Origin of the sequence: Actinomyces graevenitzii C83, assembly GCF_000239695.1 — a bacterium.
In the GTDB taxonomy this organism is placed as follows: domain Bacteria; phylum Actinomycetota; class Actinomycetes; order Actinomycetales; family Actinomycetaceae; genus Actinomyces; species Actinomyces graevenitzii.
In genome coordinates, this window is sequence record NZ_JH470338.1 from 1130670 (window position 1) to 1156379 (window position 25710).

Genomic DNA, 25710 nt, shown 5'->3' on the forward strand with positions numbered 1-25710 from the left:
ACAGGAGACAACACACTCACACTCACACACACCGATCCGGTGAGCGCGGTGGCGTGGTCGCCCGACGGCCACCACATCCTCACAGCATCCGCCGACCGCACGGCACGCATCTGGGATGCCACCACAGGAGACAACACACTCACACTCACACACACCGACTGGGTGAGCGCGGTGGCGTGGTCGCCCGACGGCCACCACATCCTCACAGCATCCGACAACGACACAGCCCGCATCTGGGACGCCACCACCGGCGAGCAAGTGCGCTTCTTCATTGCTTTCCTACCCGAAGGTGAGTGCGCCGTCCTCACCCCCGACCAAACCAGAGTCATCGGTGCCAGCCTGGACGCGTGGCGCTGGCTCGGACGCTACGCCAAGCACCCCGGCGGCGCACTCGAGCGCATTCCCGTCGAAATCGACGGCCCCCTGCCCCCGTTGGGCCCCGGGGCGACGATCGCGTAACTGCGCGTGCGAGGCGCGCTGGTGCCGCCTATCCCTGGCAGCGCGCTCGCGCGTGGATAGGTTACGAGCATGTGGATAGGCAAATAACCTATCCACGAGTGCATAACCGGCGGTGTCAATGGGTGGTAGCAATGAGTTGGTTGAATGCTTCTGTGGGGGTGCGGTAGCCGAGGGTTGCTCTGGGGCAGTTGCCCGGCTCGTAGGCGATGGCGTTCTTGCTGTCCCTGGAAGGGGATCTAGCATCGCGATTGGCACCCGGCGCGCAAGTCTTTTCCGCGCCCGGCCAGCCAGTTCTTGTACACGGTGCCAGACCTGCCCGGGGCGCGCACACCTTCTCGCTGTGCTCCAGGAATGTCACCGTCTGGCAGGTGGTTTCGCGGCATATCCAGCGCCGTATTGTGCCACCGGATCCTTGCCGGGACCCCGACCCAAGGCGCGTCGATCACCTCCACCACCACGCGCCCGTGGCCTTGAGCAAGTCACCCCAACCCCCAACCAACACCCGCTCACCCACACTCAACTCTGAAGAGCCAGATAAGTACAGTGACGTATGGAGGTCATACGTCAATGATGAGATGACGCCAGCAGAGTTTCGCGATTGGTACAATACGGCGGGCAACTACAGAGTCGAATTTTCATCAAGAAACAGGGCTCGTATCGATGAGTAACGGTTGGAGCCGTCTATGAAGTCAGTATTCACAGTTGCGTACATGGGAACCTTCGGCGAGTTCATGGGACTGTATCAGGTCGGGGACGAGAAGCGTGTGCGTTGGGGCAGAAGCTTATTCATTGAGGCGATCAGCAACATCGACCCTGCGCAGCGCTACCCCATGTGCGAGTTCCTCTTAGACCGCGAGTGCGTTCTCGACGCGGGTACCAAGGATGGAACGAACCCGTTCCACATTCTCTTCTCGCAATGCGCGCACGACATCACCCAGGATGTTGCCCTGTGTCGCCGCCTCATCGAACGCGGCGTCCCCCTCGGGGCGCCCGACGCCCACGGATGTATCCCCCTCGTCCACCTGATCTCCAACCAGGAGTATTCTGAACAGGAACTCACTCCCCTGTACGACCTGTATTTTGAGGCGCACGACCCCGGTTTCGACGCACAGCTAACAGGCTCGCACGATACCGTGTACGACGTTGCTCGCCGATGGCCCCACCGACAAGCACTGGCTGATCGCATCGCCACACGCCTCGGCATCGACACCACCATTTCGACCCAGGACGCATGACATGACCCCCACGTACATTATCAACGCCGGGGCTGCGATCGTCTCACGCAAGATCGTCGAGCGGACGGGCAACATCAAGTGGCTGATCCGCGAGGCGCCCATCGCCCCGCAGGACACGGGCTGGCGTATCCTGTCCGACCGCGACACCGAGGAGTACCTGGCCGACCCGGCCACTGCCTCGAAAGAGACGCGAACCCCTCAGTCAAGGTCCGCCAACACGCCCATGTCACGTGCAGCCTGGCGCAGGCGCTTATCACGCGTCCACAACGCCACACCGGGGGTTACGACAGCACTCGCTAGAAGTGCCACATCGACAGCACTGAGGCCCCTCCCCCATAGGCGCCGCTCCTCGACGAGATGCCGCACGCCCTGATCATCAACATTGCGCACGATCATCAAGCGCTCAAGCGCTTTCAGGAAGATCGATCGATTCTTGAGGTTCCCCAACGCGAGCTCGGTGATGACGCTCTGGTGCACGCACACCTGGTCGCGCTTGAGCAGGTCGACCAGGACCGGCTCAGTTTTTCGTAGGTGATCGATCCAGATGTTCGTGTCGACGAGGACCCTCATGCGCGCCTGCGGCTCCGCGGCGCAGCTTCCGCCGCCGAATCGCTGCCGCCGAGCTCGGCGAGCTGCCGTCCCGTCTCAATACGAACGAGAAGCTCAACCGCGTCCCTGATCAACGCGGATCGTTCACTGATCCCAGTCAGTTCCTCGGCGCGCGCGAGCAGGTCATCATCGAGTGTCACAGTGGTTCTCATGGCTACCTCCACATTCAGGATAGCATCGTGAGCGTCATCATTTGATTCGACTATTGATGCTCACTCACGCTCGCGCCCCCTCTGACCAACAGCAAGGCCGGGCCACGCCCTCGCGCGACCCGGCCACTGCCTCGTCAGATTGAGACCTTTTAGGCGACTTCGACCATCGTGAGCGGAACGATTCCGCTCAACGTGTCCCCCAGCATATCTTCGGCACGATCGAGCTCATAGCGCATCTGCAGGTTCATCCAGAACCCCGGGGTCGTGCCAAAGTAGCGGGACAGCCGCATGGCAGTATCCGCCGTGATCCCGCGCTTCCCATGGACGATCTCATTGATACGACGGGGCGGAACATCGATAGCGACGGCAAGCTTATGCTGCGTAATTCCAAAACCCTCGATGAAGTCCTCCATGAGGACTTCACCCGGGTGAATCGGAGCAATTTTAGTGGTAGTCAACGATCTCAACCCCTTCTGGACCAGCGTCGCCCCACCTGAAGCAAATACGCCACTGATCATTGATTCGGATACTGTACTGTCCTGCTCTATCACCGCGCAGATGCTCGAGCCGGTTGCCCGGAGGAACCCGAAGATCCTCGAGACGACACGCGGCGTCAATCTGCCGCAACTTGCGCAGTGCGACGCGCACGATGCGCGCGTCGAGGGAAGGAACAGGATCCCTCGCAAACAACCGCTCAGTCTGACGATCCCCGAATGACTGGATTATGACGCAAGAATATATCGAATCTCGTTATTAACGCAAACCGTTAAGCCGTGCTGTTCTTACATTCTCACTTTTCCTCTGCCAGACGGACCACAACAACAAAGCCGGGCCACGCTCAATGCTCGACCCGGCCTTGTTAGAACCTATTTAAAGCTAGGCTCAGACATTAAACCTGAACTCAACTACGTCGCCGTCGGCCATAACGTAGTCTTTGCCTTCCATGCGCACCTTGCCGTGGGCGCGGGCCTCAGCTACAGAGCCGTACTCCACCAAGTCGTCAAAAGAGACAATCTCAGCCTTAATGAAGCCGCGCTCAAAGTCGGTGTGGATCACGCCGGCAGCCTGTGGGGCGGTCCAGCCCTGGTGGATAGTCCAGGCGCGCGCCTCCTTGGGGCCAGCGGTCAGGTAGGTTTGCAGGCCCAGGGTCTTAAAGCCCACGCGAGCCAGCTGGTCTAGACCAGACTCGGCCTGGCCGTTGTCGGCGAGCATTTCGGCGGCCTCGGCCGGCTCTAGCTCCACCAGTTCACTTTCAAACTGGGCGTCTAGGAAGATGGCCTCGGCGGGAGAAACCAGTTCACGCAGCTGAGCCTGCTTGGCCTCATCGTGCATGCCGGCGTCGTCCATGTTGAAAACGTAAATGAACGGCTTAGTGGTCATCAGCTGGAAGGTACGCAAAATGTCTGTATCCAGCCCGGCTGCCTTAGCGCCGGCAGAAAGCATGGTGCCTTCCTCAAGCACCTTCAAAGCGTCCTTAGCGGTTTGCAGCACGGCGGGATCTGTCTTCTTACCGCGCACTTCCTTCTCCAGGCGCGGGATGGCCTTTTCCAGGGTCTGAATGTCAGCCAGCACCAGCTCGGTGGAAATAGTTTCGATGTCTGACGACGGTTCAACCTTGCCATCTACGTGCACCACGTCCGGGTCATCGAAAGCGCGGGTGACCATGCAGATCGCGTCAGCTTCACGAATGTTAGCCAGGAACTGGTTGCCCAGGCCTTCACCTTCGCTAGCGCCACGCACAATTCCAGCAATGTCAACGAAAGACACCGTAGCGGGCAAAATGCGCTCACTACCGAAAATCTGCGCCAGTTTATCCAGGCGCGCGTCGGGAAGCGGCACGATACCCACGTTAGGTTCGATGGTCGCAAAGGGGTAGTTAGCCGCCAGGACGGTTGCGCGGGTAAGCGCATTGAACAGGGTGGACTTGCCTACGTTGGGCAGTCCCACAATTCCGATAGTTAGAGCCACACGCCTAGTTTAGCGGGTTTGCGACCCGCTTTGATTACTTGCTGGTTTCCTCAGTGTTCTTGGCGGGCTTAGCCTCATCGGCAGCTTTGACGTCCTTAGTGCCGGCCTTTGCATCCTTGGCGGGCTTGGACTTCTTCTTGTCTAGTTCCTTCTTGAAAGCCCACACGTTGATTTCCCGGCCACGGTAGTCCAGGTGGCTTACAGCCAGCTCACGACAGCCGTTGTGGTCATAGAAACGGGCGTTCTTAGCGGTGTTGGTAACAAAGGCGTAGTTAGAGCCGCCGGTGGCCTTTACAAACTTGGCGATACCTACATCCAACATGCCGGTACCAATGCCGCGCCCCTGGTGTTCGGGGTGCACCGCGATAACTTCCAGGAACCAGTCATAGTGGGTGTTTAGTTTTACGTGCTGGTCAGCCGCGTCGGTAAGGGTAAGGAATTCTAGTAGCGGCTTTAGCGGAATGTACTTTAGTAGGCCTACACCGCCGTTAAGTAGGTAAGGCAAAAAAGGCATTTCTTGCTTTTGCAGTAGCGCATAACCACGCGGCTTACCGTCTTCACAAGCCACCAGCACAGATTCGCGCTTAAGGAAAATTTTCACCAGCATTCGGTGCAAGGCGAAGTGAAACTGGTCGAAGGTTACACCCGGCCGTAGTTCCGGCTCTGTCAGCCGAAACAGGGGGTAGTCTGAGAAGGCATCCGCACCAATGCGGGCCAAAACATCCAGATCCTGCACAGTACCCGCGCGGTATTCCAAAACGACTCCAAGATTACGATCCAGCTTTACAACAAAACGGTAACATGTATCGCTCATAGCATGTTGCTAGTTTTCCGTGACTTATAGCCCACATCGCATATAAAGCTTTACTGCAGTTAGTAACGACGTCGTCGCTAAGAGCGCAAAAATGGCGGCTTTCTGCGGGGTATAGACCTGAGATAGTAGGAAATTATGAGTATCGTTAACGCAATTGCTCTTTTGTTGTTGGGTATCACACTTGGTGTTGCGTTGGGTTGGGCCCTAGCCACGGCCCGCGCAGCCCGCCTGGCAGCTAACGGCGGGGAGGTGGCTCGCATTAGGGCCGACGCCGCCGGGGCTAGCGCCCGCGCACAGGCCCTGGAGCAGCAGTTGCGTACTGAACAGCAACGCACTTTGGAAGCTCAGCAGCGGGCCCGCCAAGATGGCGCGGTACTCACCGCCCTTGAGCCGGTGCGCGAGCAGCTTGAGCATATGGCGTTGCGGGTTGAGCAAATGGAGCTGCAACGCTCCAAACAGAACGCAATAATTGCTGAGCGTCTGCGGGCTTCAGACGCTGCCCAGGAGCGCCTGCGGGCCTCCACCGCCTCCCTGGAATCGGCGCTGCGTTCACGTTCAGCGCGCGGCATGTGGGGTGAGATGGAGCTGCGCCGGGTCCTGGAGCTGGGCGGGATGAGCGAGCATATCGATTTTGAGCTGCAAAAAAGCGTGTCCACTTTACGTAAACAAAACCGCGCTGGCTCTTTAAACGCGGCCCCCTCCCCCACTAACGGCTCTGCGCGCCCAGACGCCACGATTTTGCTGCCCGGTGGGGAATTCCTGGCCATTGACGCTAAAGCTCCTCTGGATGCCTTCCTGCGCGGCGCTGATGCGGGCGCTAAAGGCGATCAGGACGCAGCCAACTCTTACCTGTCCGATCACGCTGCTGCGGTGCGTTCACACATTAATGAGCTCATTCGCCGTAACTACCCCGAGCAGCTGGGCCAGGGCCCCCAGTTCACCATCATGTTTATTCCCTCTGAGGCGGTGCTTAGCGCCGCCTTGGAGGTGGATGCCAGCCTGCTTGAATACGCCCTGGCTAACGGGGTGCTGCTAACCACCCCCATCTCGCTGTTGGCGGTGGCCCGTACGGTTGCTGATGCCTGGATGCAAAATGCTATTAACGACGACGCCCGTCAGCTGCTGGCTATCGGCTCCACCTTGTATAAGCGCCTGGGTACGGTGGCTCGCTATATGGATGATTTAGGCGCCAGCCTGCGCCGCAGCGTGCAAACCTATAACAAGACCGTGAATTCAATTGAGAAGAACCTGCTAAGCACCGCCAAGGGCCTAGAAAACCTTGGCAACACGCTCACTAGCCCCAGCCCAATTGCCAGCGAGGCGGCCCAAATCAGGAGTTTTAGTGCCCCTGAATTAACTAATCCTGATTTAGACGATTCGCATTAAACCAACGCTAAAGCGTTAAACCAGGTTAACCCGCTAACCAGACTAAACCGCTAAACCAGAGTTAACCAGCCGAACCAGGTTTTAATGCGTTAAACCAGGCTAAACAGGCGTGCAGGCCGCAGCTAAGCTGCGGCCTGCACGTTTGGTCACTATTGTGCCAGGCTAGCGCCTGCGCCTAAACAACGCCGTTTTATGCGTTGTTTTTAGCTCCTCTAGGCTAGCGCCGGGCCCGGCCCGTGCCAGGCAGTCAGTCCTGAGCCGGTAGGCGGTGGGCTACACGCTCGGGCACGCGGTCGGTGTCAGGCTGACCGATTAGGTCCTGCGGGGCCTGCTTGCCGCGCGAAATGTCAGCCATGGCGTGGCGGTTAACCACCTTGACGCGCTCACGGGTCTTGCCGTTAGGCAGCTCGCCAAAGTCCTCACCTAGCTGACGCTCGTAGGCGTCTAGCAGCTCCCAACCCTCCCAGGTGGTGAAGGGGATGTCGCGGCTAGAAAGCAGCGCAATCATGGCGTCGTGGCCCACGGCGTCGGTGGTGGCGTGCAGCAGCCCAGCGTTAGCGTCAGCCACCAGGTTAGTAATGGTTTCCTGGGCGTCAGACTTGGTGGAGCCAATCAAACCAATCGGACCACGGCGAATCCAGCCGGTGGCGTACATACCGGTCAACGGCTTGCCGTCCTCACCCAATACGCGGCCACCCTCGTTAGGAATCACGTGGCGCTTAGAGTCAAAAGGCATACCCTCGATCGGGCTGGAGGCGTAACCAATGGCGCGGTAAACAGCCTGTACCGGCCAGTCGGTGAACACGCCGGTGCCTTCCACCGTGCCGTCACCGGTTAGACGGGTGCGCTCAGTGCGCAGACCCACCACGTGACCAGCGTCGTCGGTAAGCACCTCGGCGGGAGACTGGAACAGGTGAATGTGAATACGGTGCGAGGCGGTTAGATCCTCAGGCTCCTGCATAGCGTAGCCCTCAAGCGCCTTAACTACCTGACGCTGCTGGTTGGAGGACTTGAGCGCAGCCTCACTGCCGGCGTCGTACTCAAAGTCAGCCTCATCCACCAGCACATCCACGTCACGCTGCTTGCCTAGCTCGCGCAGCTCCAGGGGGGTGAACTTAACCTGAGCCGGGCCACGGCGGCCAAAGACGTGCACGTCAGTGCAGGGGTTGGTTTTAAGAATTTCGGCCACGTTCTCAGGGATTTCGGTGACCATCAGGTCCTCAGCGTGCTTAGCTAGCACGCGGGAAATGTCTAGGCCCACGTTACCCACACCCAGTACGGCTACTTCCTTAGCCTCTAGCGGCCAGGTGCGCGGGTGGTCCGGGTGACCGTCGTACCAGGAAACAAAGTCAGCGCCGCCGTAGCATTCGGGGGCGTCAGCACCAGGAATGTTCAGGGGCGCGTCAGTGTCAGCGCCGGTGGAGAAAATAATGGCGTCATAGTGTTCGTGCAGCTCAGCTACGCTCACGTCGCGGCCAACTTCCACGTTACCGATCAAGCGAATGTCGCCGCGCTGCAAAATCTTGTATAGCGCCACAATGATCTGCTTGATACGCGGATGGTCAGGAGCCACGCCGTAACGTACCAGCCCGTAGGGTGCAGGCAGGCGCTCGAACAGGTCAATGTTAACGTCCAAGCCTGACTTAGACAGGATGTCCGAGGCGTAGATGCCGGCCGGGCCAGCACCAATCACTGCAACGTTTAGAGCGGTCACGATTTTCCTCAAGAATAAACGGAGATTAGGAAGTAAGGGCAAGCTTTACGGTTAGCGCACTGGCAGCCCTCAGCAAGCGCTTCTAAGGCTACCCCAAGAAAACTACCCCCGCCGCTGGCGAGGGTAGTTTTGTGGTCAACGCGGCCCTTTAGTGAGCCGTTGTGCTAATTGTTAAAACACCAAAGTGTTTCAGGCGGCGCGATCCACCAGTAGGTGGGCGAAGTCCTCCAGGCCTCTGCGTACCAGCTGGGCGCGGCTACGGGCGCTTTCAACTCCCTGGGCCACTTCAGCCTCGCTTAAGCCCTCAGCTTCCAGGCGGGTGCGGGTAGCTTCGACGACGGCGTCGTCCAAATCAACCAGGGCCGCTACCGCCTCATCACACCAAGCCCCAGCCATAGCGCGGGTCTCGGCAGTAACCGGGTGGTTGCGTAGACGCTGCACTACATCGCTAAGCACCTGCTGGCGCTGCAAGTTACCGCTAGACAGCAGCGACAAAATGGCTTGGCCGGCGCTGTCGAGCTCACCGGAAGCCAAACGCTGCCGCAGCAGCAGCACCGGCATGGTGTCTACCCCTTCCAGCAGGTCAGTGCCGGGGGTTTTACCGGTGGTTTCTGAGTCGGAGCAAATATCGATGACGTCGTCGGCAAGCTGGAAAGCCACCCCGATCTTTTCACCGTAAAGCTCCACAATCTGCTGGGCTTTAGCGCCCGCGCCGGTAAGCATGGTGCCGTAAAGCCCGCACAGGGCAATCAGCGAACCGGTCTTATCAGCTAGCACCTGAATGTAGTGATCCACCGGGTCCACGCCCTCAGGGCGCGGCAGGGTCTCATGCAGTTGGCCGGTGCATAGGCGCTCGAAAGTGCGGGCGTGTGCTAGCACCGCGTCGGGCCCCAGCGCGGCCACCATCTGGGAGGCGCGTGCCACCAGAATGTCGCCGGTTAGGATCGCGGCTGAGTTACCCCACACCATCTGTGCCGACGGCGCCCCGCGACGCTTGGGGGCATCGTCCATGACGTCGTCGTGGTACAAGGTGGCGATATGGGTCAGTTCCACAGCCACGGCTGCATCATGCACCTGCTGTGAGCAGGCTGCGGCGGCGTCGCCTAACTGGGCTGTAAGCAGCACCAGCATGGGACGCAGCCGCTTACCACCAGCGGCAGCTAGGTGTGAGGTAGGCGGGTTGATGGTCTCGTCAGCGTTGGAGACTACCTCCATCAGCCGCGCCTCTACCTCGTCAAGCTGAGGAACAATAATTTCCTCTAGCTCTGGAACGTCTAACTGCAATGCGCTACTCACGGAACCAGCATAACGGCTACCTGGCTAAGCCAGTGCATAACCGGCTGCGGGTATACGCCTAGGAAGATGGTACCAACCACTGCCGCGAAGATAGCTACCAGGGCGAATCCGTCGCTAACTACAACCTCCACGCCCTGGGCGGGCTTGCGGAAGAACATGTTGGAGATAACTCGCACATAGTAGAAGGCGGTGATTGCCGAGCACACCACTGCGGCCACAACCAGCCACAGGGTGTTACCCGAGGCGGCGGTGACAAACAGCTGGAACTTACCCACAAAACCGGCGGTCAGCGGGATACCGGCGAAGGACAGCAGTGCCAGGGCCATGGCGGCAGCCAGCATCGGGTTGGTCTTACCCAAACCGGCGTAGCTGGCAATCTCGTTAGCTTCAGCGCTGATGCCGTTGTGGCTGCGGCGCACCAGGCTGACCACGCCGAAGGCGGCGATGGTGGCCAGGCCGTAAACCAGCGAATACAGGGCAATCGCAGTCAGCGAAACCGGCTGGGCCCCAATAATGGCGATCAGCATGAAGCCGGCGTGAGAAATAGCCGAGTAGGCCAACATGCGCTTGATGTCTTTTTGTAGTACACCACCGACGGTACCTACCAGCATGGTGGCAATCGCAATCACCCACAGCGACCAGTACAGCACCTGGCTGGTGGCCGCCTTAGAGAACAGCGGGTACAGCCCAGCAGTGAAAGCGAAACGGCACAGGGCGAAGAAGGCGGCAGCCTTAACCCCACTAGCCATGAAGGCGGTAACCGGGGTGGGGGCACCCTGGTATACGTCCGGGCTCCAAGAGTGGAAGGGCACTGCCGCAATCTTGAACAGCAAACCAACCACAATCAAGATCACGCCCACCGGCACCAGCAGGCCAGGCGCGCCCAGCTGAGCCCAGCGGGTCATGCCCTTAGCTAGCAGGCTGTAGTCCAGCACGCCGTAAACACCGTAAATCAGCGCGGAACCAAACAGTAGGAAACCAGAGGCAAAGGCACCCAAAATAAAGTACTTCAGGGCAGCTTCCTGGCTGAGCAGGCGACGGTGGCGGGCGGTAGCGCTAAGCACGTACAGGGGCAGGGAGATAATCTCCAGCACCACAAACAGTGCCGCCAGGTTGTTTACGTTAGCAAACAGCATCATGCCGCTTAGGCTCAGCAGAGTCAGCGGGTAAACCTCAGTGGTCTGCCAACCCAAGTGCAGGGACTGAGCTTCCTCAGCGCTGCCGGGACGGTCAGCGGCCTGGGCGGCAATGGCGCCGTCGCGAGCACTAGTGCGATCAGCCAGCAAGAACACGCTGAGCAGGCCAATCACCAGCAAAATCAGGGAGGCTGCCTGCGAGAAGCGGTCCTCCACCAGACCCGGAGCGATAGACCCGTAAGCCACTGAACTTAAGTCAAGCTGGCCCACGTTTACCTGGTTAACCACCTCTTTGGTGGGGGTGAGGGTATCTAGCCAACGTACCGTGGCCAGCACAATCGCCACCGCGACACCGGCCACAGCCAGTACTCGCTGAGTGGTGGGGCGCCAAGCGCGCGGCACCAGGGCCTCAACCAGCACCCCGAGGACTGCGGTTAACGCCACCGCTAGTGCGGGGGCCAAGGCAGCCCAGTTAAATTGGGCTGCGGTAGCAGCAGTTTCGTTCACTTGGCTTCCCCTCCCTGGGACAGGACTACCGAAACCTGCTCGGGCTGGCCGGTGTAGGCACTGATCAGCTCGGCTTGTTCGGCTAGCAAGTTAGTTAGCGGCGCAGTGAATAGACCCAGCGCCAGCATGGCGATCAGCAGCGGGGTGATCAGCAGCTTTTCGCTCTTGTTCAGGTCACCGATACCCACGTACTTTTCCTTGGGTGCACCAGTGAATACCTTCTGGTAGGGCCATAGCGCGTACAGAGCCGCAATAACCACACCCAGCAGGGCGAACAGGCCGGCCGCCGTCGAGACTGAGAAGGTGCCGGTGAGCACCAGCCACTCAGGCACAAACCCGCTCAGGCCCGGCAGGGCAATTGAAGCCAGGGCGCTAAACAGGAAGGTACCGGCAATAACCGGGCTGACACGGGCAATACCGCCCATCTCGGACAGGCGTGCAGTGCCGGTGCGACGCACCAGGAAACCAGAGATCAGGTACAGGCCCGCGATCGACAGGCCGTGAGCCACCATGTAAACCATGGCGCCACTGGCACCAGCAATCGAGCCACCGAAGATACCCAGCACCATGAAACCGAAGTGGCTTACCGAAGTGTAGGAAATCAGGCGGTACAGGTGGTCTTGCACAATGGCAGCCAAGCCGCCGTAAATAATGGCCACAATCGCCAGGCTCATCATGGTCAGCGAGACCCAGTGCATGTCGCTGGTCAGCAGCGGCACACACATCACGATCATGCCGTAGGTACCGATCTTGTCCAGCACGCCGATCAGCAGCACGGAGGTACCCGGGGTGGCCTGCTCGGCGGTGTCAGGCAGCCAAGTGTGCAGCGGCACCATGGGGGCCTTGATGATGAACGGCACCAGCAGGCAGATGAACATGATGGTGCGTTCGCTCTGGCCTAGCTCCTTATAGGTGGTGGCCATCTGGGTGAAGGTGAAGCCCTCGGGGTTGCCGTAGGCGTGCACACCCACGATAGATACCGCCACCAGCATGACCAGTCCCCCGGCCAGCGAGTAAAGCAGGAACTTCATAGCTGCACGACGACGCTGGGGGCCACCGTAGTTACCGATCAGGAAGTAGACCGGGATCAGCATGGCTTCGAAAGCCAGATAGAAGACGAACAGGTCCTGGGCACTGAAAATCACCACAATGAACGATTCCAGAGCCAGTACGTGTCCAGTGAAGCCACCTAGCTGCTCCTGACTTACGTCAGAGCGAGCGGCGATAAGCACCAGCGGGACTAGGGTCAGGGCTAGTACCACCATGGCCAGCGAGATCGGGCTCAGCGCCAGAGACCAGCTCACCCCGAACATGGGGATCCAGCTGGCAGACTGGGCGAACTGTAGCTTGTCGGTAGCCGAGTAGTCATAGTTGGCCAGCATGTGACCAGCTAAACCTAGGTCTACCAGCGAGAACACCATGCCCAGGAGCTTAGCCTGGCGGCGGGTTGCAGGCACTAACCATAGTAGGAGCGCACCCAGCATGGGCACTGCCGCCGCGATGGAAAGCACCGGGAATGAAGCGTTAATTACTGACGTGTACATTTACATCTTCCCGTCAAATTTGGGCGGCGACGAGGGCGATCAACAAGGCGACAACCCCCACCAGCATGTAAGCGGCGTAGGAACGTGCATAACCGTTTTGAGCGGCAGTAACAGCCTTACCAGAGCCCTTAACCGTGGCCACCAGGGCGGCAATGACGCCGTCGATGACGTAACGGTCAGAGCGGTCAGCACCATCGGCCAGGGCCTTACCCGGGCGCATGGCCACAGCCTCATTGAGGTTGTCTTGGTATAGGTCGTGACGTGCAGCTTCAACCAGAACGTTGGAAGGCTGAACCACGGTGGCTACCGGGCGACGCACATACATCACCCAAGCCAGGGCCACACCGGCCACTACCAGGATCAAGGTGGCAGCCATGATTACCGGCGCAGCCACAACCGGCTCGCCGTGCTCGTGGTAGCCAACTACCGGGGTGAGCCAGTTAGTAAAGGCATTACCGTAGCTGAGCGCGCCACCTAGACCCACTGAGAACACCGACAAGATGATCATGGGGACGGTCATCCAGGGGCTAGACTCGTGCGGGTGTACCGGGCCTTCCAGGTCAGCTTCAGTAGTCCAGCGGGCCTTGCCGTGGAAAATCATGAAGAACAGACGCGACATGTAGAAAGCGGTGATTCCGGCGCCAATTAGGGCAATGGAACCCAGGATCCACGGGCGCACACCTTCACCCACGAAAGCAGCCTCAATGATCTTGTCCTTGGAGAAGAAGCCGGAGAAAGGCGGCAAACCAAGGATGGCGATCCAGCCGATACCCATGGTGATCCAGGTGATCTTCATGGCGGTGCGCAGGTTACCGAAGCGACGCATGTTGACCTGGTCGCTCATGGCGTGCATGACGCTACCGGCACCCAGGAACAGCTGGGCCTTGAAGAAGCCGTGGGTGAGCAGGTGGAAGATAGCGAAGGCGTAGCCGATGGGGCCTAGACCCGCACCCAGCATCATGTAACCAATCTGGCTCATGGTGGAGGCGGCCAGTACCTTCTTCATGTCGTCCTTGGCGCAACCCACAATGGCACCGAACAGCAGCGTGATGGCACCAATGATGGCCACGGCCAGCTGGGCGTCAGGGGCACCCTGGTAGATAGCGCCCGAGCGCACCATTAGGTACACACCGGCGGTAACCATGGTGGCCGCGTGGATCAGGGCCGACACCGGGGTGGGGCCAGCCATGGCGTCACCCAGCCAGGCCTGCAAGGGGAACTGTGCAGACTTACCACAGGCTGCCACCAGCAGGAACAGGCCGATAACGGTCAGCCAGCCGGTGGATACGGCACCCGTAGTGGCGGCGGGCAGGACGGCGTCGAAGTCAACCGAGCCCACCACACTCATCATGGCCATCATGGCGGCCAGCAGACCCATGTCACCGACACGGTTCATTACGAAGGCCTTCTTTGCGGCGACGGCGTTCTTGGCGCTAGTGGCCTTGACGGCGTCGGGAGCGTCGGCGTCGGCAGTGTTCCAGAAACCAATTAGCAGGTAGGAAGCCAGACCCACGCCTTCCCAACCCACGAACAGGGCCAGGTAGCTGTCCCCCAGAACCAGGGTGAGCATGGCTGCCACGAACAGGTTCAGGTAGGCGAAGAAACGACGACGGTCACGGTCGTGGGACATGTAGGCCACGGAGTAAACGTGGATCAAGAAACCCACGAAGGTAACTAGCCCCACGAAGGTCAGCGACAGCGGGTCAACGCGCACGCCCAGGTCTAGCTCCCATTTGCCGGCGCTGAACCAACGCCACAGGTGGTAGTCGGTTACGCGCTGGGAGCCCGGAAGGCTTAGCAGCTTCCAGATCAGGGTTAGCCCAAAGCAGGCGTCAAAACCAGCAGCAGCCAGAGCCAGCCAGTGGCCCCACTTGTCGCTGCGACGTCCCAGCACCAGCAACAGGGCGGCGCTAGCGGCCGGGATGGCAATTAGCAGCCAGGCGTAGGCCAGCAAACCTGTAGCGGGCACGGCTAGCACATCCTGGCTAGTGGCTTGTACTGCGAGAGGAGTAAAGTTCACCGGTTTTCCTCTCAGTGCTTGAGCAGGTCAACGTCATCAACAGATGCGCTCCTGCGGGTCTTAAAGATGGACACAATAATCGATAGCCCCACCACAACTTCAGCTGCGGCAACCACCATCACGAAGAAGGCAAAAACCTGACCATCAAGGTTGCCGTGCAGACGTGAGAAGGTAACCAGGGCGAGGTTAGCTGAGTTAAGCATCAGCTCCACCCCCATTAGTTCAATAATCACGTCGCGGCGCAGCAGCACGGTGAGTGCACCAATGCTGAAGAGCACCACGGCCAGGACTACGTAAACGCTTAGGCTCACTTTTCCTCCTTAGCAGCGTCAGCGCTAGTTTCGGCTTCAGCGGCCAGAGGCTGGCTCACCTGCGGGGCCGGAGCACCGTTCATGGCGTCCATGCCGGAGTGACCGTGCACTGCGTTTTCAACCTGGGCTTCGGTTTCTACCGGGAAGGGTGCGTTGGCCTTAGGCACCAGGGCGCCCGTGTTTAGCATCTGGCCACGAATGCGCAGTACACGTGAAACCGACTCGTCAAGCAGCTTGCCGGAAGCGTCCAGCGCCGGGGCAGCGGCGCTGTTGGTGGTGGCGTAGACACCGGAGAAGGGCTTTTGACCCGGGTGCTGGCCGTGCTTGGCGTAGGCCTCAAGCTTGTCCTTAGCAACCTGTGCCTGGCCGCGACGCTTGTTGGGGCTTTCGCGGTGGGTTAGGGTCAGGGCGCCTAGGGCGGCGGTGATTAGCAGCAGACCGGTTAGCTCCATAACCGTGGAGTAGTCGTTGAACAGCACCTGGGCCAGGGAGCCAATGGAGTCATCAGCAATTGCAGCTGAGAACTTGGCCGGGCCCACCAGCTGCGAACGCATTAGCGCCGTCACCAGGGTGACTACCAAGCCCAAGCCCATCAGGCTGGAGAGGACCTTGTGTCCGCGCACAGTGTCAGCAATGGACTCGTCTGCGGCCACACCCACCAGCATGATCACGAATAGCACAAGCATCATGACCGCACCGGTGTAGACCACAATCTGCACTGCTCCCAGGAACGGGGCAGAGTTAGCAATGTAAAGGGTGGCCAAACAGATCATGATCATGATCATGTTTACGGCCGCGTAGACCGCACGCTTAGCGGTTAGCACGCCCAGGGCGCACACCACCGCAATAACGGCGACTACCCCAAATAGGATGCTTTCGCCCAAGCCCAGCTGTGGGGCGGGCAAAAGGGCGGTGGCTAGTGAAGTTGCCATTAGCGCACAGCCTCCTTCTGGTTTACGACTTTCACGGTGGCCAGGCTGGGGTCATCGGGACGGTTGGCACGTACCCAATCCACCTGGTTTTGGGTGGGGCCGCTGACCTCGCCACGGTAGTAGTCACTGTCTTCGCAGCCCTGCGCCATCGGGTGCGGGGCAGCTAGTGCGCCTTCAGGCAAGGGAACTAGCAGGTTTTGCTTTTCGTAGATCAGACCTTCGCGGCCGTCACCTACCAGCTCATCAATTTCATGAGTCATGGTTAGCGCGCGGGTAGGACAGGCCTCAATGCAAAAACCGCACAAAATGCAGCGCAGGTAGTTGATCTGGTAGACACGCCCGTAACGCTCACCGGGAGAGTACTGCGCCTCGGGAGTGTTGGGGGCGGCCTCAACGTAGATCGCGTCAGCCGGGCAGGCCCAAGCACACAGTTCACAACCAATGCACTTTTCCAGCCCGTCGTCGTAACGGTTGAGCTGGTGACGGCCGTGGAAGCGAGGCATAACCCGGGGCTTTTCAAAGGGGTAACGCTCAGTTTCCACCGGACGGAACATGGAGGAAATAGTTACCCCATAGCCGGCCAGGGGCGAGAGCAGCTTAGCTAGCGCCGAAGGCTCGTCACGCAGCCACTGGTCGTGGTTGGAGGCATCAATTTCTTTTTTACTCACTTTTCAACCTCCTTAGCAGACTTGGCGGGCACTGCGTGGCGGGTAGAGACAGGCAGTTCCTGCCCGGGCAGCGGCGGGACCGGGTAACCACCGGCGAAAGCGTCAAACTTGTCGCTTTCAGGCTCTTCCTTCTCGGACTTAGATTCAGGCCAGAAGAACAGCACCACCATGGTCACCACGCAGATCACGCTTAGACCCAGCAGCAGCTGCTGTGCGTCCATGTCAGTGAAGGCGCGCAGGCCCTGCACAATGGCCACCAGCACAAACCAGGCTAGAGCCACCGGAATCAGGAACTTCCAACCAAAACGCATGAACTGGTCGTAGCGGAAACGCACCAAAGTACCACGGGTCCAAATCATGAAGAACATGCAGGCCCAGATCTTGGCCATGAACCACAGTACCGGCCACCAGCCAGAGTCGGCGCCCTGCCAAATCAGGGTTAGCGGGCCGGCGCTCCAGCCACCTAGGAACAAGGTGGTGCACACGGCGGACACGTTGAACATGTTGATGTATTCGGCCAGGAAGAACCAGGCGAACTTCATGGAGGAGTACTCCACCATGTGTCCAGCCACCAGCTCACCTTCAGCTTCAGGAAGGTCGAAGGGCAGGCGGTTAACTTCACCAATCATGGAGATGACGTAGATCAGGAAGCTGGGCAGCAAGCCCACACACCACCACAGGTTGGTCTGTGCGGCCACAATCCCGGAGGTGGACATGGAACCTGAAACCAGGAACACGGTCACAATGGACAGACCCATGGCCAGCTCGTAGCTGATCACCTGGGCGGCGCTACGCACTGCACCAAACAGCGGGTAGGTGGAGTGGGCAGACCAACCACCTAGCACAATGCCGTACACCCCAAAGGCGGTGATAGCCAGGATGTAAAGCACCGAGACCGGGAAGTCAGTTAGTTGCAGCGGGGTGTGGTGACCAAAGAAGCTCACCGAAGGCCCAAAGGGGATCACCGCGTAAACCATGAAGGCACAGAAGGCGGCAATGGTGGGGGCCAGCAGGTAGATGAACTTTTCGGCGCCCTTAAGCCAGAAGTCTTCCTTCATGATCAGCTTGCCTGCGTCGGCAACAGCCTGAAGCAGACCTAGCGGACCGTTAACGTTAGGCCCTAGACGGGTCTGCATACGGCCCAGGCCGCGACGTTCAACCCACAGCGCCATAATCACGGACAGGATCAAAAATACCGCTAGGAATACGGCTTTGATCAGCGTAATCCACCAGGGGGTGTCAGAAAAGTCCGCAGTTACCCCGGCTGCGGTTGGCAGCGTCATAACGACGGCGTGCATTTACTTCACCTCCGAGAGATTAACGATAAGACCTTGGCCGCCGCCTAGGCTCTGACGCACGGTGGAACCGGCCGAGCATTCGGGAAGCCAAACAGTGTTGGGTGCTAGCGGTGCGATTACCGCCGGCAAAGTGATCGAGCCGGTTTCCGTGCTGACTTGCAGCTGGCTGCCGGAGTGGATGCCATTAGCCTTGGCCAGTTCGCGGGCCACGTAGACCACCGGGCGGCGCGCGGTGGCGGCCAGGTGCTCTTCGAAGTCCTGTAGGCGCCCGCCGTCAAGCATGGGCTTGTGGGTGGCCAGGTAGGCCTGCCCGGGGGCCAGTTTGCTAGTGGCGACGGCGCTGGTGGGCTGCATGTTAGGATGCGTTGCGCTAATGCCCAGGCCGGCTAGCTCACGGTGCAGCTCAGCTAGGTCATTTACGTGCAGGTCAGATCCCATTTCTGCAGCCAGCATGGCCAGTACCTGACGGTCGGTGCGGGCACGTGAAACGTGGGCCTGACCGAAGGGACGCACGCGGCCTTCCCAGTTAACGAAGGTGCCGTTCTTTTCTACGGGCGGGGCCACGGGGAAGACCACGTCGGCGTGCTCGCTGATTTCTGAGCGGCGCACCTCTAGCTGTACCAGGAAGCCAGCTTCGCTCATGGCGGTGCGGGCCAGTCCCGGGTCGCTAAAGTCGCGCAGGTCAACGCCACCAACTACCAGGGCGTCTAGGCCGTCGGCGCTGAGCACCGAGTTAAGGATGGCCTCAGTGTCGCGGCCGGCAGCGCTGGGCAGGGCGCCCCATAGCTGCTCAACCTGGGCGCGGGCGGCGTCGTCGGCAACTAGGCGACCACCAGGCAGCAAGCCCGGCAGGGTACCAGCCTCGATACCACCACGTTCACCGGCGCGGCGCGGCACCCAAGCCAGGCGGGCACCGGTGCGCTTAGCCAAAGCGTCGACGGCGCTGAGCAGGCCGGGCACCTCGGCGGCGCGTTCACCAACCAGGATGGTGGCGCCCTCTGCGCTAAGGGCCTCGGTTAGCTCGGCGGGCAGGGCCTTAACAGCGGCAACCTCACTACCGGGGGTGGCGCTGATGATGTTGGCGCGTAGCTTTACCGAACCGGCGCTCTTAATCGGAGCCACGGTGTGCACCTTGAGGCCACGGTTGTTTACGGCCTTGTGTAGACGCAGGAACAGCGAACCGCACTCGTCCTCAGGCTCTAGGGCCACCAGCAGCACCGTGCCGGCGCTTTCCAGGCTGGTGTAGGTGACGCGGCCAAGGCCGCGACCAGCCACGTTAGCGGCGATGAAGGCTTCATCCTCAGCGCCGGCGGGGCGTACTCGCTGGTCGATGTCGTTGGTGTGGGCCACGGTGCGGGCAAAGCGCGACCAGGCCCAAGCGTCCTCTAGGGTCAGTCGGGCGCCTGGTAGGAAACCCACGCCACCAGCGGCGATGGCCTTAGCCAGGCCCTGCGCGGCGACGTCGAGAGCGTCGGGCCAGCTGGTGGGAACCAGGGTGCCGTCAGCTTCACGTACCAGCGGGGTGGTCAGGCGGTCCGGAGCGCTGGCCCACGGGAAGGCGAAGCGGTCCTTGTCGGTGATCCACTCTTCGTTGACCTCGGGGTCGTTGCCGGCCATGCGGCGCAGCACCACACCGCGACGCATGTCCACGCGGATGGCGGAGCCGGAGGCGTCGTGCTCGGTTACCGAGTCGGTGGAAACCAGGTCCATGGGGCGGGCCCGGAAACGGTACTTGGCGCTGGTGAGGGCACCTACGGGGCAGATCTGGATGATGTTGCCCGAGAAGTAGGAAGCGAAGGGACGTCCGCTTACATCCTGGTTGGCCACCTCAGCGCCGGCGGTTAGACCGTCTTGCACGCCGCTCTGGCCACCGGGGCCGGCCAGGGTGGGGTCGGGAACCAGGTGGTGCTCGCCGCGAATGTCCTGCGTGCCCGCATAGTCGCCGGGTTCGTGGAAGTCCAGGGCGGTGGCGTCAAAGCGGCCAATCTGCTCACCGTACATCCCCGAGTGCTCGCCGGCGGGGTGACCGCCACCGCGTCCTTGCAGAGCGATGAAGCGGTCGCCAGCGATCTGGTCTGCGAAACGCACGCAACGCTGGCACAGGATGCAGCGGTCGCGGTCTAGCAGGATCTGGCTGGTTAGGCGCAGCGGCTTGGGGAAGGTGCGCTTAACGTCGGTGAAGCGGGTGATGGACTGGCCGCCCTGTTCCATGAGCTTAAGCGCTTGGTTCTGTAGCGGGCATTCGCCACCCTTGTCGCAGACCGGGCAGTCTAGCGGGTGGTTGATCAGCAGGAACTCCATGGTCCCGTTCTGGGCCTTGGCAGCTACCTGGCTGGTTGCCTGGGTTTCGATCTCCATGCCTTCCATGGCGGTCATGGCGCAGGAGGGCTGGGGCTTGGGCATCTTGCGTACGACGCCGTCACGCCCGGGCATAGCTACTTCCACCAGGCACTGGCGGCAGTTAGCTGAGGGCTTTAGCAGCGGGTGGTCGCAAAAACGCGGGATGCGCACGCCCACCTGTTCGGCAGCGCGGATTAGCAACGTACCCTTGGGCACGGCTACCGTGGCGCCGTCGATCTTGATGTTTACCAGGTCGGTCATAGAAGTCACCGTCCGCTTTCCGTGATTGCACTGGCTGCGTAGGGGAAGAGCTCACAAGCCGGGGTGGTGTAACCAGCCTCGAACTCGGAGCGGAAACGCTTGATGCCGCTTAGCACCGGGGTGGCGGCAGCGTCACCTAGCGCACAGAAGGAGCGCCCAGCGATGTTGGAGGCAATCGACTCCAGCTTTTCCACGTCACCCGGCAGGCCCTTACCGGCCTCTAGGCGCAGCATGATTTGGCGCATCCAGTAGGTACCTTCACGGCAAGGCGTGCACTTACCGCAAGATTCGTGCTGGTAAAACTCGGTCCAGCGAGTCACTACGCGCACAACCGAAACAGTCTCATCAAATACCTGTAGGGCGCGGGTACCCAGCATAGAGCCGGCGGCACCTACAGACTCGTAGTCCAGGGGAACATCGAGCTCATCTTCAGTGAAGATGGGGGTGGAGGAACCACCGGGCACCCAGAACTTGAGCTGGTGACCGTTGCGGATACCGCCACACATGTCGATCAGCTCGCGCATGGTGATGCCGAAAGGAGCCTCAAACTGGCCGGGGTTACGCACGTGCCCAGAGACGGAGAAAATACCGTGACCCTTAGACTTTTCAGTACCCATAGCGGAGTACCAAGCGGCGCTTTCACGCAGGATGCCGGGCACCTGGGAGATGGTCTCAACGTTGTTGATAACGGTGGGACGCGCGTACAGACCGGCCACAGCCGGGAAGGGCGGCTTTAGACGCGGGTGACCACGGCGGCCTTCGAGCGAGTCCAGCAGCGCGGTTTCTTCACCACAGATGTAGGCGCCCGCGCCGGCGTGAGCAGTAATGGTTAGCGGCTGCTTGCCGTCCAGGCCAAAACCGGTGTCTAGCAGGCCAGATTCCATAGCCTCACGGGCCGCAGCCAGCAGGCGGCGGTAAACCTGGCTAACCTCACCGCGCAGATATACGAAAGCGTGGTCGCAGCCGATAGCGCGCGAAGTGATCGCTATACCCTCAATCAGGGCGTGCGGGTTACCCATAATGGTGGGGATGTCCTTGCAGGTGCCCGGCTCGGACTCGTCGGCGTTAACCACCAGGTAACGCGGCTTGCCGTCGGGGGCGGGCAGGAAGGACCACTTCAGGCCGGTGGGGAAGCCTGCACCACCACGGCCGCGCAGGCCGGAAGCCTTAACCAGCTCAACAATTTCGCTAGCCTGCATTTTCTTGGCCTTAGCTAGGCCCTCATAGCCGCCGTGACGACGGTAAACGTCCATAGTCCAGGAGCGGTCTACACCCCACATGGAGGTCAAGATGGGCGTTAGCGTCCCTGGCGCACTGTAAGCGGGCTGTGCCACTGCAGTGTCACTCACTTGGTTTCCTCCTTCGGTGCGCTCCAGCCCTTTTCCTGGGCAATTGTTTGTCCTAGCAAGCTGGGGGCGCCAGCGCTGATGCCCTCATCTACCAGGCCGTCTTCAAAACCAGCCAGTAGGTGCTCGTTTTGCTTGAAAGTGGGCACCTGCTTGGGGCCACGGGTGGGGCCGACCGGCTTGCCCTGACGTAGCTTGTCCACCAGGTCAACGGCCTTGGCTGGGGTCTGGTTGTCAAAGAACTCCCAGTTAACCATCACTACCGGCGCATAGTCGCAGGCCGCATTGCATTCGATGCGTTCTAGCGAAATGCTGCCGTCTTCAGTGACGCCGTCGTTGCCGATGCCCAGGTGCTCGCTAACCGCGTCCCAAACCGCGTCTCCACCCATAACCGCACACAGTGCGTTGGTGCATACACCCACGTGGTACTGGCCGCCGGGGTGACGGCGGAACTGGCTGTAGAAGGTGGCTACAGCGCTAACCTCGGAGGTGGTTAGGTTCAGGGTTTCAGCGCAAAAACGGATGCCATCAGGCGAGACGAAACCGTCATAGCTCTGAATTAGGTGCAGCATCGGGATCAGCGCGCTACGCTCATGCCCGCTGGGGTAACGCCCCATGATCTGGGCGCTTTCTTCACGTAGACGCGTCAAAGTTGCTTCGTCATAACTCATCAGCGGTCCACACCTCCTAGTACGGGGTCGATGGAAGCCAGAGTCGGAACGATGTCGGCAAGCATGCCGCCCTCTCCCATAATGGCCATGGACTGCAGGTTAGAGAAGGAAGGATCCCTAAAGTGCACGCGGTAGGGGCGAGTGCCGCCGTCGGAAACTAGGTGCACACCCAGCAGACCCTTAGCGTGCTCAACCGTCTGGTAAACCTGCCCTGCGGGCACGTGGAAGCCCTGGGTGACCAGCTTGAAGTGGTGGATCAGGGATTCCATGGAGGTGCCCATGATTTCACGCACGTGCTCTAGGGACTGGCCCTGGCCGTCGGCGGCTAGGCTCATGCGGGCCGGCCAAGCGATAGCCGGGTCATCCACCATGGTGGGCTCGCCCTCTAGCTGCTCTAGGCGCTCAAGGCACTGGGAGACAATCTTGAGAGACTGGAAGCATTCATCCATACGCACGCGCATACGGTTGAAGCAGTCAGAGCGGTCGTAAACCGGCACGTCAAAGTCGTAGGTTTCATACCCGCAGTAGGGGGCGCTCTTACGCAGGTCCATCGGGTAGCCGGTGGCGCGCAGGCAGGGACCGGTTAGGCTCAGGGCCATGGCTCCGGCCAGGTCGATCTCACCGACGCCGATCATACGGCCGCGCAAAATCGGGTTACCCATGCACAGCTTTTCCAGCTCGCCCAGGTCACGCTTGATGTTGGGCAGGGTGGAGCGGATAAACTCTACCGCGCCTGCGGGAATGTCTTGGGCTAGGCCGCCGGGGCGCACAAAGGCGTGGTTCATGCGCAGGCCGGTGATCATTTCGTAGGCGCGCAAAATGTTTTCACGGCCACGGAAGGCGATGGTCAGCAAGGTGGTACCACCCAGCTCGTTACCACCGGTTCCCACCGCGATCAGGTGGGAGGCGATGCGGTTTAGCTCCATGAGCAGCACACGCACTACCGAGGCCTTCTCGGGCACCTGGTCAGTAATACCCAGGGCCTTTTCCACTGCCAGAGCCCAAGCCACTTCCTGGAAGAAGGGGGCCACGTAATCCATACGGGTTACGAAGGTGGCGCCTTGGGTGAAGGTGCGGAACTCCATGTTCTTTTCGATACCCGTGTGTAGGTATCCGGTGCCTACGCGCACATCGGTGACATGTTCACCTTCCACCTCTAGCACCAGGCGCAGCACGCCGTGGGTGGAGGGGTGGACGGGACCCATGTTCAGCACGATGCGATCATCGCGCACGCGTTCTTCTTCATCACGGGCAGCAATCTGGGCTAGTACTTCATCCCAGTCACCACCGTTAGTTTGGAACTGGGGAGCGTCAGCGGCCAGAGAGTCTAGTGCTGCACCGGTTGCGTGAATGCTCATCAGCGGTAAGACCTCCGAGTGTCAGCGGGGGGCGTGGATGCGCCCTTGTATTCGACCGGGATACCACCTAGCGGGTAATCCTTGCGTTGGGGGTGGCCTACCCAGTCATCGGGCATGGCCGTGCGGGTGAGGCCGGGATGACCGTCAAAAACGATGCCCATCAGGTCCCAGGTTTCACGCTCGTGCCAGTCGTTACCGGGGTAAACGCTAACTACTGAGGGCACGTGCGGGTCGGTGTCGGGAACAGCTACCTCAATGCGCAGCTGACGGCTGCCGTGGGTTAGGCTCATCAGCTGGTAGCAGGCGTGCAGTTCGCGGTCTTTGTCGCCGGGGTAGTTAACGCCCGAGACCCCAATGCACAGCTCAAAGCGCAGGTCGGGGTCGTCACGCAGGTACTGCATTACGGCCACCAGGTGCTCGCGTACCACAAAAATGGTTAGCTCTCCGTTTTCTACAACTACCTTCTCGATTACCTGGGAGGGTTCCAGCCCGCCCTTGCGTAGGTCTTCGATTAGGTCGTCGACGACGGCGTCGAACCAGCCACCGTAGGGGCGCACCGCTGCGGGGGCTAGGGTGATTACCTGGCTGAGGCCGTCAAAACCGGTGGTGTCACCGGCGTCTTTGGCCCCAAATAGGCCGTGTTCGCTGCCGATAACTTCCAGGGCTAGCTGCGGGCGTACGGCGACGCCGTCGACTTCAGCCACTGCCTCGGTTGCCTGACTTAGCTCTTCACTCATGCCAGCAGGCCTTTCTGTGCGTGGGTGGGGGTGGCGGCCAGAGCGGCAGCCTCGACGGCGCGGGCGATCTCCTTGCGGTGGCCCAGCAGCGGGCGCTTGGAGATCTGCTTGGTCAGCTCCAGCATGGCGTTGATCAGCATTTCGGGGCGCGGGGGGCAGCCGGGCAGGTAGATGTCTACCGGCACAATGTGGTCAGCGCCCTGCACTACGGCGTAGTTGTTGAACATACCGCCGGTGGAGGCACAGGCACCCATGGAGATAACCCACTTGGGCTCAGGCATCGAGTCGTAGACGTTACGCACGATGGGGGCCATCTTGTGGCTTACACGCCCGGAAACGATCATCACGTCAGCGTGACGCGGCGAGGCACGGAACACCTCCCAACCGAAGCGGGCCAGGTCGAACCGCGGGCCGGCGGTGGCCATCATTTCGATAGCGCAGCAGGCCAGACCCATGGTGACGGGCCACAGCGAACGTGACTGGGCTAGGCCGGCCACGGTCTCAACGCTGGTTAGCAGGAATCCGGGGTTACCGGCTTGGTTTTCTTGGCTCATACTTTTATCCCCTTATCAGTCCCAATCCAGGCCGCCACGACGCCATTCAAGGACGTAGGGAACGGTGATTAGGGCGATGAAAATAAGTGCTGCTACCAGCCCGAACAGGCCTAGCTTTGCGAAAGAGCTGGCCCAGGGGTAAAGGAACACGACCTCAATGTCGAAGATGATAAAGGTCATACCTACCAGGTAGAACTTGACTGGGAAGCGCCCGTGAGCGTTGTTGGCAGGAGTCGGATCCACACCGCACTCATAGTTACGCACCTTGGTGGAGTTGCGCCGGTTGGGGCTGATAATGGCAGACATTGCCAGACCACCAATGGCGATAAGTAGCGCAACTGCCCCCATCACCAGTAAGGAGACATAGGGATTCACGGCGAGAACACCATCCTTT

26 protein-coding genes and 1 pseudogene are annotated in these 25710 nt (G+C 60.3%); 5 read left to right on the forward strand and 22 right to left on the reverse strand.

Annotated elements, in window-relative coordinates; genetic code table 11:
* The 4 genes and pseudogenes from HMPREF0045_RS04890 to HMPREF0045_RS10980 all read left to right on the forward strand — a co-directional run.
* On the forward strand, positions 1-459 hold a 459-nt coding region (locus tag HMPREF0045_RS04890), incomplete at its 5' end, for a WD40 repeat domain-containing protein (RefSeq protein ID WP_005986084.1).
* A 206-nt stretch (positions 460-665) separates the two neighbouring features.
* Entirely contained in the window at positions 666-1127 is a 462-nt protein-coding gene (locus tag HMPREF0045_RS11320; RefSeq protein WP_196793396.1) for a GH-E family nuclease, read from the forward strand.
* 15 nt (positions 1128-1142) lie between these two features.
* Complete coding sequence (locus HMPREF0045_RS04895) at positions 1143-1694, forward strand: ankyrin repeat domain-containing protein (protein ID WP_005986087.1); 552 nt, start codon at positions 1143-1145, stop codon at positions 1692-1694.
* Between the two features lies 1 nt (position 1695).
* Positions 1696-1857, forward strand: a pseudogene (locus HMPREF0045_RS10980) (immunity protein Imm33 domain-containing protein); the annotation flags it as partial.
* A gap of 35 nt (positions 1858-1892) precedes the next feature.
* Here the strand turns inward: HMPREF0045_RS10980 and HMPREF0045_RS04900 are convergent.
* The 6 genes from HMPREF0045_RS04900 to HMPREF0045_RS04920 form a co-directional block, all read right to left on the reverse strand.
* Complete coding sequence (locus tag HMPREF0045_RS04900) at positions 1893-2264, reverse strand: type II toxin-antitoxin system VapC family toxin (protein ID WP_005986091.1); 372 nt, start codon at positions 2262-2264, stop codon at positions 1893-1895.
* Positions 2261-2455, reverse strand: coding sequence for a type II toxin-antitoxin system VapB family antitoxin (locus HMPREF0045_RS04905; RefSeq protein WP_005986094.1), 195 nt, complete (start codon positions 2453-2455; stop codon positions 2261-2263). The genes HMPREF0045_RS04900 and HMPREF0045_RS04905 overlap by 4 nt, the downstream gene beginning before the upstream one ends.
* A 149-nt stretch (positions 2456-2604) precedes the next feature.
* Entirely contained in the window at positions 2605-2973 is a 369-nt protein-coding gene (locus HMPREF0045_RS04910) for a HigA family addiction module antitoxin (RefSeq protein WP_005986096.1), read from the reverse strand.
* Complete coding sequence (locus HMPREF0045_RS10090; protein ID WP_231196680.1) at positions 2900-3145, reverse strand: type II toxin-antitoxin system RelE/ParE family toxin; 246 nt, start codon at positions 3143-3145, stop codon at positions 2900-2902. Before HMPREF0045_RS10090 ends, HMPREF0045_RS04910 begins: the two co-directional genes overlap by 74 nt.
* A gap of 192 nt (positions 3146-3337) precedes the next feature.
* Positions 3338-4423, reverse strand: coding sequence for a redox-regulated ATPase YchF (gene ychF / locus HMPREF0045_RS04915; protein WP_005986098.1), 1086 nt, complete (start codon positions 4421-4423; stop codon positions 3338-3340).
* Between the two features lie 34 nt (positions 4424-4457).
* On the reverse strand, positions 4458-5237 hold the full coding sequence (locus HMPREF0045_RS04920) for a GNAT family N-acetyltransferase (protein ID WP_005986101.1): 780 nt from the start codon (positions 5235-5237) through the stop codon (positions 4458-4460).
* Positions 5238-5372: 135 nt separating this feature from the next.
* On the opposite strand from HMPREF0045_RS04920, the gene HMPREF0045_RS04925 reads away from it, so the two are divergent.
* Positions 5373-6623: a DNA recombination protein RmuC gene (locus HMPREF0045_RS04925; protein ID WP_005986103.1), complete on the forward strand. Its 1251-nt coding sequence runs from the start codon at positions 5373-5375 to the stop codon at positions 6621-6623.
* Positions 6624-6870: 247 nt separating this feature from the next.
* Here the strand turns inward: HMPREF0045_RS04925 and HMPREF0045_RS04930 are convergent, their stop codons facing one another.
* From HMPREF0045_RS04930 to ndhC, 16 genes are all read right to left on the reverse strand, one after another.
* Positions 6871-8337, reverse strand: coding sequence for an FAD-dependent oxidoreductase (locus HMPREF0045_RS04930; RefSeq protein ID WP_005986105.1), 1467 nt, complete (start codon positions 8335-8337; stop codon positions 6871-6873).
* A gap of 189 nt (positions 8338-8526) precedes the next feature.
* Positions 8527-9633, reverse strand: coding sequence for a polyprenyl synthetase family protein (locus HMPREF0045_RS04935; protein WP_005986106.1), 1107 nt, complete (start codon positions 9631-9633; stop codon positions 8527-8529).
* On the reverse strand, positions 9630-11276 hold the full coding sequence (gene nuoN / locus HMPREF0045_RS04940; protein WP_005986108.1) for an NADH-quinone oxidoreductase subunit NuoN: 1647 nt from the start codon (positions 11274-11276) through the stop codon (positions 9630-9632). Before nuoN ends, HMPREF0045_RS04935 begins: the two co-directional genes overlap by 4 nt.
* A complete protein-coding gene (locus tag HMPREF0045_RS04945) occupies positions 11273-12820 on the reverse strand; it encodes a complex I subunit 4 family protein (protein WP_005986109.1) in 1548 nt (515 codons plus the stop codon). The genes nuoN and HMPREF0045_RS04945 overlap by 4 nt, the downstream gene beginning before the upstream one ends.
* Positions 12821-12833: 13 nt before the next feature.
* Complete coding sequence (gene nuoL, locus HMPREF0045_RS04950; protein WP_005986110.1) at positions 12834-14840, reverse strand: NADH-quinone oxidoreductase subunit L; 2007 nt, start codon at positions 14838-14840, stop codon at positions 12834-12836.
* A gap of 11 nt (positions 14841-14851) precedes the next feature.
* On the reverse strand, positions 14852-15151 hold the full coding sequence (gene nuoK / locus HMPREF0045_RS04955) for an NADH-quinone oxidoreductase subunit NuoK (RefSeq protein ID WP_005986111.1): 300 nt from the start codon (positions 15149-15151) through the stop codon (positions 14852-14854).
* Complete coding sequence (locus HMPREF0045_RS04960; RefSeq protein WP_005986112.1) at positions 15148-16083, reverse strand: NADH-quinone oxidoreductase subunit J; 936 nt, start codon at positions 16081-16083, stop codon at positions 15148-15150. Before HMPREF0045_RS04960 ends, nuoK begins: the two co-directional genes overlap by 4 nt.
* On the reverse strand, positions 16083-16751 hold the full coding sequence (nuoI, locus tag HMPREF0045_RS04965; protein ID WP_005986113.1) for an NADH-quinone oxidoreductase subunit NuoI: 669 nt from the start codon (positions 16749-16751) through the stop codon (positions 16083-16085). Before nuoI ends, HMPREF0045_RS04960 begins: the two co-directional genes overlap by 1 nt.
* Positions 16748-18049 (reverse strand): NADH-quinone oxidoreductase subunit NuoH, encoded by a 1302-nt coding sequence (gene nuoH / locus HMPREF0045_RS04970; RefSeq protein WP_005986114.1) that lies wholly within the window; start codon positions 18047-18049, stop codon positions 16748-16750. The genes nuoI and nuoH overlap by 4 nt, the downstream gene beginning before the upstream one ends.
* Positions 18050-20650, reverse strand: a complete 2601-nt coding sequence (locus tag HMPREF0045_RS04975) for an NADH-quinone oxidoreductase subunit G (protein WP_005986115.1) — start codon at positions 20648-20650, stop codon at positions 18050-18052.
* A 5-nt stretch (positions 20651-20655) separates the two neighbouring features.
* A complete protein-coding gene (gene nuoF, locus HMPREF0045_RS04980) occupies positions 20656-21930 on the reverse strand; it encodes an NADH-quinone oxidoreductase subunit NuoF (RefSeq protein WP_050807471.1) in 1275 nt (424 codons plus the stop codon).
* A 65-nt stretch (positions 21931-21995) separates the two neighbouring features.
* On the reverse strand, positions 21996-22667 hold the full coding sequence (gene nuoE / locus HMPREF0045_RS04985; RefSeq protein WP_005986117.1) for an NADH-quinone oxidoreductase subunit NuoE: 672 nt from the start codon (positions 22665-22667) through the stop codon (positions 21996-21998).
* Positions 22667-24025 (reverse strand): NADH-quinone oxidoreductase subunit D, encoded by a 1359-nt coding sequence (locus HMPREF0045_RS04990; protein WP_005986118.1) that lies wholly within the window; start codon positions 24023-24025, stop codon positions 22667-22669. Before HMPREF0045_RS04990 ends, nuoE begins: the two co-directional genes overlap by 1 nt.
* Positions 24025-24762 (reverse strand): NADH-quinone oxidoreductase subunit C, encoded by a 738-nt coding sequence (locus HMPREF0045_RS04995; protein WP_005986119.1) that lies wholly within the window; start codon positions 24760-24762, stop codon positions 24025-24027. The genes HMPREF0045_RS04990 and HMPREF0045_RS04995 overlap by 1 nt, the downstream gene beginning before the upstream one ends.
* Positions 24759-25316 (reverse strand): NADH-quinone oxidoreductase subunit B, encoded by a 558-nt coding sequence (locus tag HMPREF0045_RS05000; protein WP_005986120.1) that lies wholly within the window; start codon positions 25314-25316, stop codon positions 24759-24761. Before HMPREF0045_RS05000 ends, HMPREF0045_RS04995 begins: the two co-directional genes overlap by 4 nt.
* Positions 25317-25331: 15 nt before the next feature.
* Positions 25332-25691: an NADH-quinone oxidoreductase subunit A gene (gene ndhC, locus HMPREF0045_RS05005; protein ID WP_005986121.1), complete on the reverse strand. Its 360-nt coding sequence runs from the start codon at positions 25689-25691 to the stop codon at positions 25332-25334.
* Between the last annotated feature and the right edge of the window lie 19 nt (positions 25692-25710).

Excerpts from the sequence above, each read along its gene's own strand:
- HMPREF0045_RS04905 (WP_005986094.1), bottom strand. The coding sequence starts at position 2,455 with ATGAGAACCACTGTGACACTCGATGATGACCTGCTCGCGCGCGCCGAG.
- HMPREF0045_RS04945 (WP_005986109.1), bottom strand. The coding sequence starts at position 12,820 with ATGTACACGTCAGTAATTAACGCTTCATTCCCGGTGCTTTCCATCGCG.
- nuoF (WP_050807471.1), bottom strand. The coding sequence starts at position 21,930 with ATGTGGGGTGTAGACCGCTCCTGGACTATGGACGTTTACCGTCGTCAC.
- HMPREF0045_RS04910 (WP_005986096.1), bottom strand. The coding sequence starts at position 2,973 with ATGATCAGTGGCGTATTTGCTTCAGGTGGGGCGACGCTGGTCCAGAAG.
- HMPREF0045_RS04975 (WP_005986115.1), bottom strand. The coding sequence starts at position 20,650 with ATGACCGACCTGGTAAACATCAAGATCGACGGCGCCACGGTAGCCGTG.
- HMPREF0045_RS11320 (WP_196793396.1), top strand. The coding sequence starts at position 666 with ATGGCGTTCTTGCTGTCCCTGGAAGGGGATCTAGCATCGCGATTGGCA.
- HMPREF0045_RS04960 (WP_005986112.1), bottom strand. The coding sequence starts at position 16,083 with ATGGCAACTTCACTAGCCACCGCCCTTTTGCCCGCCCCACAGCTGGGC.
- HMPREF0045_RS04990 (WP_005986118.1), bottom strand. The coding sequence starts at position 24,025 with ATGAGCATTCACGCAACCGGTGCAGCACTAGACTCTCTGGCCGCTGAC.
- HMPREF0045_RS04895 (WP_005986087.1), top strand. The coding sequence starts at position 1,143 with ATGAAGTCAGTATTCACAGTTGCGTACATGGGAACCTTCGGCGAGTTC.
- nuoH (WP_005986114.1), bottom strand. The coding sequence starts at position 18,049 with ATGCACGCCGTCGTTATGACGCTGCCAACCGCAGCCGGGGTAACTGCG.
- HMPREF0045_RS04920 (WP_005986101.1), bottom strand. The coding sequence starts at position 5,237 with ATGAGCGATACATGTTACCGTTTTGTTGTAAAGCTGGATCGTAATCTT.
- HMPREF0045_RS04925 (WP_005986103.1), top strand. The coding sequence starts at position 5,373 with ATGAGTATCGTTAACGCAATTGCTCTTTTGTTGTTGGGTATCACACTT.
- nuoE (WP_005986117.1), bottom strand. The coding sequence starts at position 22,667 with ATGAGTTATGACGAAGCAACTTTGACGCGTCTACGTGAAGAAAGCGCC.
- HMPREF0045_RS05000 (WP_005986120.1), bottom strand. The coding sequence starts at position 25,316 with ATGAGCCAAGAAAACCAAGCCGGTAACCCCGGATTCCTGCTAACCAGC.
- HMPREF0045_RS04900 (WP_005986091.1), bottom strand. The coding sequence starts at position 2,264 with ATGAGGGTCCTCGTCGACACGAACATCTGGATCGATCACCTACGAAAA.
- HMPREF0045_RS04995 (WP_005986119.1), bottom strand. The coding sequence starts at position 24,762 with ATGAGTGAAGAGCTAAGTCAGGCAACCGAGGCAGTGGCTGAAGTCGAC.